A 7,411-nucleotide genomic window follows, 5' to 3' on the forward strand; every position below is an offset into this window, starting at 1 on the left:
ACGTTCTTTGCAAACCTTGCTCTATTTTTCTTTCCGATAACGTTATCTTGATTTCTTTGAGAATATATTGACTTGTTCCTGCAAAACCCATTTTTTTCGGGCAAATCGATGTATAATCGTAGGCAACTCGCTTTGAAACAGGAGGCTTACAGCATGAAACAAACATGGGACTTACCGATCACACAGAACCCGCTTCGGACAAGAGACGATTTGCGTCAGGCGTTCATACAGCTTACCGATCCGTTAAAGCCTTATTACAGCGAAGGGGCCTCGCGGCTGTACCTCGGGAATACCGGTACAAGCTACACCGACGATATAACAGGGATGGAAGGCTTTTCGAGAATTCTTTGGGGGCTTGTGCCGCTGCTGGCCGGCGGAGATGAACCGGAACTATGGCAGCTCTATGTTCGGGGAATCAAGAATGGAACGAACCCGCAGCACGAGGAATATTGGGGGGACGTTGCCGATTACGATCAGCGCCTTGTGGAGATGGCCGCTTACGGTTTTGCACTGGCACTTGTGCCGGAGAAAATACAAGCAGCCTTCAATGAAGAGGAGCTGCAGCGTCTCATCGTCTGGCTGGACCAAATCAGCAGCAAAAAGCTGTGGGACTGCAACTGGCTGTTCTTTCTCGTGCTGGTTCAGATGGGCTTCAAAAAGGCCGGGTTGCCCTATGATCAGCAGCTTTTGGAGCAAACCTTACAGGATATGGACCGCTTCTACCTATCGGAGGGCTGGTATGCGGACGGCATTCAGGGGCACAGCGACTACTATGTTCCGTTCGCCCTCCATTATTATGGGCTGTTGTATGCCAAGCTGATGGAGGCGGACGACCCGGACCGCTCCAGGTTATATAAAAGCAGAGCAGAACAGTTTGCTCACTCCTTTATCCATTGGTTCAACGAAGAAGGAGCGGCCCTGCCTTACGGACGAAGCCTTACTTATCGTTTCTCCCAGGCTGCTTTTTGGAGCGCGCTGGTGTATGCCGGAGTCGAGCCTTTCTCTATGGGAGTCATGAAGGGGCTTATTCTTAGGCATTTGCGCTGGTGGTTTCAACAACCGATATTCCAGCCTGACGGTACCCTATCTATCGGATATGCGTATCCGAATTTGATCATGGCAGAGAACTATAATTCTCCCGGTTCCCCGTATTGGGCTCTAAAAACCTTTTTGCCGCTGGCTCTGGACGAGCAACATCCGTTTTGGGCTGCCGAGGAGATGCCGCTTCCTTCGCTTCCGAAGCTATCTGTCCAGCAGCCTGCACACCTGGTCATTTGCCGTGACGAGGCCAGCCCGCATGTGCTTGCATTCAATACCGGGCACATCGCAACGAACGAGCATACGCATACATCCGCCAAATATGAGAAGTTCGTCTACTCTACCTTCTTCGGCTTCAGCGTTCCGCGGGCGGAGTGGGGCTTGGCTCAAGGCGCCTTTGATTCGATGCTGGCATTAAGCGAGGAGGATAACCTGTACCGGGTGAAACGGACGGCGGCGGAAAGCTGCATTGCAGAGGACGGAACCATTTATACGCGCTGGAAGCCGTGGTCTGATGTCGAAGTGGAGACCTGGCTGATTCCCGGCAATCCGTGGCATATCAGGGTGCATCGGATCGTCTCGGGCAGAGCTTTGAATCTGGCTGACGGGGGGTTTGCTTTAGGCATCGACCATGGACGAAGGAAGCTGGGCACGCTGCAGGTTCATGAGGAGGAGCTTTCGCTTAAGGCCGCAAACGATCTGGGTTCGGTCGGGGTTAAGCTGCTGTACGGGACAGGCAAGGCCGAATTGATTACGCCGAACGCCAATACGAATTTGATGTATCCCCGGACGGTCATACCGACGGTCAGAATGAGCATTCAGCCCGGAACACATTGGCTGGCTACCGCAATCTATGGGGAACCCGCCGCCGGCAAGGAAAACCGTTGGAATAGCTCGCCGTCCGCAAGCATTGCAGGCAATGAGCTGTCCATCACATTTACCGGCTGCGACAAACAGGAATTTAAGAAAATACTTGACTAGGCTCCACAAAAAATCGCCCTCATCACTTTGCCCGCAGCAAGGATGAAAGGCGATTTTTTTCATGACAGTAAGTTTTAAATGATACACGCTGCAGTCATTCCAGGATCACATCAAGCTTTACCCGATGTCTCTTTGAAAATCGTTAAAGCGTGTTCCTTGGTAATTCAGCCTGCCATGATCCCCTTCGACTAATAACCCGTGAACGGAGCCGCGTACCCTTAATTCGATCCGCCTTCCGTCCTCGAACTCGAAGGTGACGAAATAGCTCGTTGTAGAGCTTGTGTCCCCGGAGCCTCCCGACACCTCAAGGCGTTTGGATACGACTCGAGCCGGTACATGAACGACTTCCGCCGCGTTGTTGCTTGCCCACGTCGTCAAGCCTTTGACAATAATAAATACAAGAGTTCCGATAATCAATAAGGGAACTATGACAAACATGGCGTCGAATATAGGCGGAGAACCTGAGAAACCAATAGGCATTGCAATTCCCCCTTTTGTAATCATCCGTTCAAATGCATGTCTGCCGGTCAGCAGACTTGTTCCGGATAACCCTCTCTAACATGGACGCCAATAGCCAGGGAAAAGTTTCAATTGTTGGAAAAAGAGCTGTCTTGCGGGCCCTATTCCCTGCGAGACAGCTCTCTTATTAATGTACGTTGGATTGTCTAATGACGCCGTTCTCCGGCCAGGTGTAAAACTCACGATCAAGCGTCAAGCTGATCGATTTGCGGACCAGCGGATTCGTCTTCAGCGAATTCATAAGCTCCTCCGTCATAACCAGCTCATACTCCCGATCTCCCTTTTGCTGGAACAAACGAATTCTTCTGTCGGCTACTCCATCGTTCTCCTTGATCAAATCCAGGAATGGGGCCTGAAGCTGCTCCGCGGTTTCGCCGTACTGAAGCACCCGGTCTACCCGATAAAGTGCCTGGTCGTTCTCAATCCGGTCAACGATAAGATCCGATACCCCGTCTTTATTCGAAGACAGCTTCATAATCAGTGATGGGTGCTCATCACGATCCAGAGGCCGGGTATCCCTAATGCTGGCCGTATAGGTTTGCGGATCCCAGTTGACCAAGAGACCGAGCTTCTCTGCAGTATCCCGAAGCGGCACATAGACGACTCCCCCATAATTGAAAGGATGTAATTCAGGAGCGTATACTCTGCCGTCTACTCTTGCCAGGACATCGGAATAAGTGACCGCGGCTACAAACGGTTCGGTTCCCAACGGAATCCCGATGGCCGTATCCTTGAATTCCGATTGAGACGGGTCCCCCTTCGCGGCAATTCCCGCCCATTCGGAGCGCAGCAAAATTTCATAGCGGTTACTTTCCGAATTCCATACGGTTACGTACCCAAGCGTGTCTCTGAAAAAGGTCATCGGCGCGTAAAGAGAATTATTATAGAATAAAGTTCCTGGCGTGACAGGTATTGTTCTTCCATCCAAAGTAACCGTAACATTCGAACCCGGGTAAAGAGTGATTTGCTGCGGTCCCGGATCGGGATAGCGAACCATTCCCCGCTCTTGCAGCTGGTTTACCCTGTTCTCGGCCTCTTGACCTTCGAACACATCAAACACGCCTGCTGCCGGCCGGCCAAGACGGTTATTCGCGTACACTAGGTAAGTGTGCCCGAGCTCAAAGGTTACCCCGCATTGATCGCTGTCCGGTGCCGTCAAAATGGTGCGTACAAAGCTGCCCTTTAAATTGGAAAATGTCGTAAAAGTCGCCATCCGGTACGGCTTGCCGTCATAAAATACATTCTCTACATTGGTGACCGAGCCGTAAAGCACGTTGCTCGCCAACGAGTAATCGGTTTCGGCAGACGTTACCTCTCCCTTCGAGCATGCAAACACTTTTTGCGGGCTGGTCGTTACCCCCGCAGGAATAGCGGCCAAAGTCACCATCGCAGCCGCTACACAGGTTATGATCCCTTTCTTCATACCTACAACTCTCCTTTTCTCTCTACAATGTCCCATCTTTCATTACCCACATTTTCCAGGGTGAAACAGGAATTTTTTATACCCATATATTTCGAAATGGGAATTTCCTTTCCGGGGATGGGATCCTGTTTTTTTGTGGCATTTTTTTGAACAACAAGAAACTCAACCACTCTTATTGTATTTTTTACCATTCGGGGTAATGAATAGTTTTTGGCCCTGTGGCTGAATATAGGGTTGCTCCTTTGTAGTTCAAAATCGAGTATAGAGGTGGAACTATGAAAACCGAAGATCGCATTTTAACCGCGCTGGAAGAAGTGCTTGATCCTGAGGTCGGCGTGAACATTGTAGATCTCGGTCTGGTCTACGATGTAACCGTGAATGCAAGCGGAACGGCGACCATTAAGATGACTTTGACGATTCCCGAATGTCCGTTAGCTGATCAGATTGTTTCCGATGTCAAGGCGGCAGTTGAACAAGTGGAAGGCGTGAACAAGGCGGACGTTCAGCTCGTCTGGGAGCCCAAATGGACCCCTTCCAAAATGAACGATCTGGCGAAGGAGCAAATCAGAGCGCGCCAAACCTTAGTCTAGCTTTTTAACTGCCCGGGAAAGGCGGTTTATTGCATTGCAAGTCAAGAGGCTGTCCCCTGCAAGGATTGACCCTGCGGGAACAGCCTCTTGGCTGTGCGAGCTGCTGCTATGTGTCAGGTCGTCAGTTTCCTCTGCTCATGGCCGTTGCTCCAGTATAGGACAGCTCGACAATGCCGTAAGGCCGCATCAGCTCAACCATCGCATCCAATTTACCGAAATCGCCAACCGCCTGAATAATCATATGTCCCGGACCTACATCGATAACGGAAGCCCGGAACGTTTCCACGACGCCTAATATTTCCGGACGGCGGGAAGGCTCTGCCTCGATCTTGATCAAAGCTAGCTCCCGGGACACCATAGGCTTTGAGCTTATGTTGCGAATGCTGATGACATCTATCAGCTTGGAGAGCTGCTTCTGTACCTGCTCCAGAGTCCGGTCATCTCCGCTTGTCACAATGGTCATTCGCGATAATCCAGGCTCTTCCGTACCTCCGACGCTGATACTGTCAATATTGAAGCCCCGACGGCCGAATAATCCGCATACCCGCTGAAGCACCCCGGGCTGATCGTTCACAAGAATGGCTAACGTATGCTTTCCCATCATTCGAAATCCCCCATTATCATTTGATCCAGTCTTGTTCCTGCCGCAACCATCGGAAACACGTTCTCTTCCTTCGGAACCACGAACTCTACAAGCACGGGTCCCGGCGTGTCCATGGCCTCCTGCCATGCCTGGATAGCCTCGGCTTTCGTTGTTGCCCTCAGCCCCTTGATGCCGTATGCTTGCGCAAGCTTGACAAAGTCAGGGCTTCCCGCCAGATCGATATGGCTGTACCGGTTATCGTGAATCAGCTGCTGCCACTGCTTTACCATCCCAAGCACCTGATTATTGATAACGACAATCTTGACCGGGATTTGATGAATGGCACATATCGCCATCTCTTGCGCGCACATTTGCATGCCGCCGTCCCCGTTCACGGAGATGACAAGCCGCTTCGGATTCGCTGCTTGCGCGCCTATTGCAGAAGGGAAGCCGAATCCCATCGTCCCTAGCCCCCCTGAAGTAATCAGTGAGCGGGGATGCTTAAATTGGTAAAACTGTCCGACCCACATCTGATGCTGGCCTACATCCGTCGTGATGATGGCCTCCCCATCGGTTGTATCACTGAGCATTTCAATAACAAATTGAGGCTTCAGCTGATGATCGGTGTCCTTATATCGCAACGGGTGCTTCCGTTTGTTATGGTCGATCTCGGCAAGCCATTCCCATGTTGAAGCCGCTGCTGCCTTTGTGTTTAAGTATTGCAGCGCCATTTTGATGTCGCCTACGCAGGGAATATCCGTCTTAATGTTCTTGCCGATTTCCGCAGGATCGATATCGATATGCGCTATTTGTTGTGCTCTCGGGGCAAATCCGTCCACGCGCATCGTTACGCGGTCATCAAACCGGGAACCGATAGAAATAATCAGATCCGCGTTTTGAATAGCCGTGTTCGCCGTGTACGTACCATGCATGCCCGCCATGCCCATGCACAGCTTGTGAGAGCTTGGAAAGCCGCTCAAGCCAAGGAGCGTTGGAGTTACTGGAATCCGAGCTGCGCCGGCGAACGCGATCAGCTCTTCCGAGGCGTCGGCGTACACGACTCCTCCGCCAGCGATAATTACCGGCCTAGCCGATTGCTTGATCGCAAGGAGCAGTTTATCGAGCTGATCGTAATCCAGCTTAGGCGTCTCCCGGTAGCCTCGAATCGGTCTATGCTCATAAGGACGGTATACGGTCTTGTGGTTGGACACGTCCTTGGGGATGTCGATCAGTACAGGCCCTTTCCGCCCCGTATTGGCAATATGAAAGGCTTCATGAATAATCCTCGGCAGCTCCCTTACATCCCGGACCAAGTAGCTGTGTTTCGTAATGGGCATCGTTATGCTGACAATATCCGCCTCCTGAAAAGCATCCGTCCCCATCACGGTAGTAGGCACATTCCCGGTGATAACGACGAGCGGCACCGAATCCATGTAAGCTGTGGCAATGCCCGTTACCAGGTTGGTCGCCCCCGGACCGGAGGTGGCGATACACACCCCGACTTTGCCTGTTGAGCGCGCATAGCCGTCGGCCGCATGGATAGCCCCTTGCTCGTGCCGGGTCAAAATATGCTTGAATTCCGGATTGCCCACCATCGCGTCATAGATGTATAACACGTTGCCGCCCGGATACCCGAATACACATTCGACCCCTTCCTGCAGTAAGCCGCGCAGTAAAATCTCCGAACCTGTGACCATTTCATCGGTCAAATCCGCCTTCTTTGCTTGGGGTGCCAAGCTTGCATCTTGAACTTGTTCCACGGTATTCCCTCCTGAAATATAAAATCCCCTCCCGTCCCGAGCCGGCACAAATATGCCTGGCTCAAGGGACGAAAGGGGTTCATTTCCGCGGTACCACCCTGATTTACCGGAATCTCGCAATTCCGGCCTCATGAGGTAAGATGGTCATCTTACCTGCAGCACGATAACGTGTGCCATTCCGTTTGAGACTACTCACCGCTTCCTGCCCTCATAGGGCAATGGCACGGCTTTCGGGACAAAGGCTCCGAGACGACTTCGCACAAAGGATTATGGCGAAGGTTTCAGCTTTCCCTCCGCTCTCTGGGCATAAGAGCCCCTGCGCTTTTTTCTCTTCATCGCTATGTGTTTATTCAATCCAAAAACCCCTTTCGTCCTAAGCAGGCACATGTCGTGCCATACTCAAGGGACGAAAGGGGTTAAATTTCCGCGGTACCACCCTGATTCACCGGAATCTCGCAATTCCGGCCTCATGAGGTAAGATGGTCATCTTACCTGCAGCACGATAACGTGTGCCATT

The 7,411-nt window shown here is 51.7% G+C and carries 6 protein-coding genes; 2 read left to right on the forward strand and 4 right to left on the reverse strand.

What is annotated here, in order from left to right; genetic code table 11:
• Positions 1 to 153: 153 nt before the first annotated feature.
• Positions 154 to 2,019 (forward strand): DUF2264 domain-containing protein, encoded by a 1,866-nt coding sequence (locus tag GGC63_RS00935; RefSeq protein WP_192700739.1) that lies wholly within the window; start codon positions 154 to 156, stop codon positions 2,017 to 2,019.
• Between the two features lie 117 nt (positions 2,020 to 2,136).
• Here the strand turns inward: GGC63_RS00935 and GGC63_RS00940 are convergent, their stop codons facing one another.
• Both GGC63_RS00940 and GGC63_RS00945 read right to left on the reverse strand, forming a co-directional pair.
• Complete coding sequence (locus GGC63_RS00940; RefSeq protein ID WP_192700740.1) at positions 2,137 to 2,499, reverse strand: DUF2500 domain-containing protein; 363 nt, start codon at positions 2,497 to 2,499, stop codon at positions 2,137 to 2,139.
• A gap of 166 nt (positions 2,500 to 2,665) precedes the next feature.
• The gene (locus tag GGC63_RS00945) at positions 2,666 to 3,961 is read right to left on the reverse strand and encodes a stalk domain-containing protein (RefSeq protein WP_192700741.1); all 1,296 of its coding nucleotides are present in this window, start codon (positions 3,959 to 3,961) and stop codon (positions 2,666 to 2,668) included.
• A 275-nt stretch (positions 3,962 to 4,236) separates the two neighbouring features.
• Here GGC63_RS00945 and GGC63_RS00950 point away from each other — a divergent pair, with 275 nt between their 5' ends.
• Complete coding sequence (locus tag GGC63_RS00950) at positions 4,237 to 4,551, forward strand: metal-sulfur cluster assembly factor (RefSeq protein WP_079912871.1); 315 nt, start codon at positions 4,237 to 4,239, stop codon at positions 4,549 to 4,551.
• A 121-nt stretch (positions 4,552 to 4,672) separates the two neighbouring features.
• On the opposite strand, the gene ilvN is transcribed toward GGC63_RS00950, so the two are convergent.
• Entirely contained in the window at positions 4,673 to 5,155 is a 483-nt protein-coding gene (ilvN, locus tag GGC63_RS00955; protein WP_079912870.1) for an acetolactate synthase small subunit, read from the reverse strand.
• A complete protein-coding gene (gene ilvB, locus GGC63_RS00960) occupies positions 5,152 to 6,831 on the reverse strand; it encodes a biosynthetic-type acetolactate synthase large subunit (protein ID WP_192701378.1) in 1,680 nt (559 codons plus the stop codon). Before ilvB ends, ilvN begins: the two co-directional genes overlap by 4 nt.
• Positions 6,832 to 7,411 lie beyond the last annotated feature (580 nt).

The sequence above is a fragment of the Paenibacillus sp. OAS669 genome, from assembly GCF_014873645.1.
Taxonomy (GTDB): Bacteria; Bacillota; Bacilli; order Paenibacillales; family NBRC-103111; genus Paenibacillus_S; species Paenibacillus_S vulneris.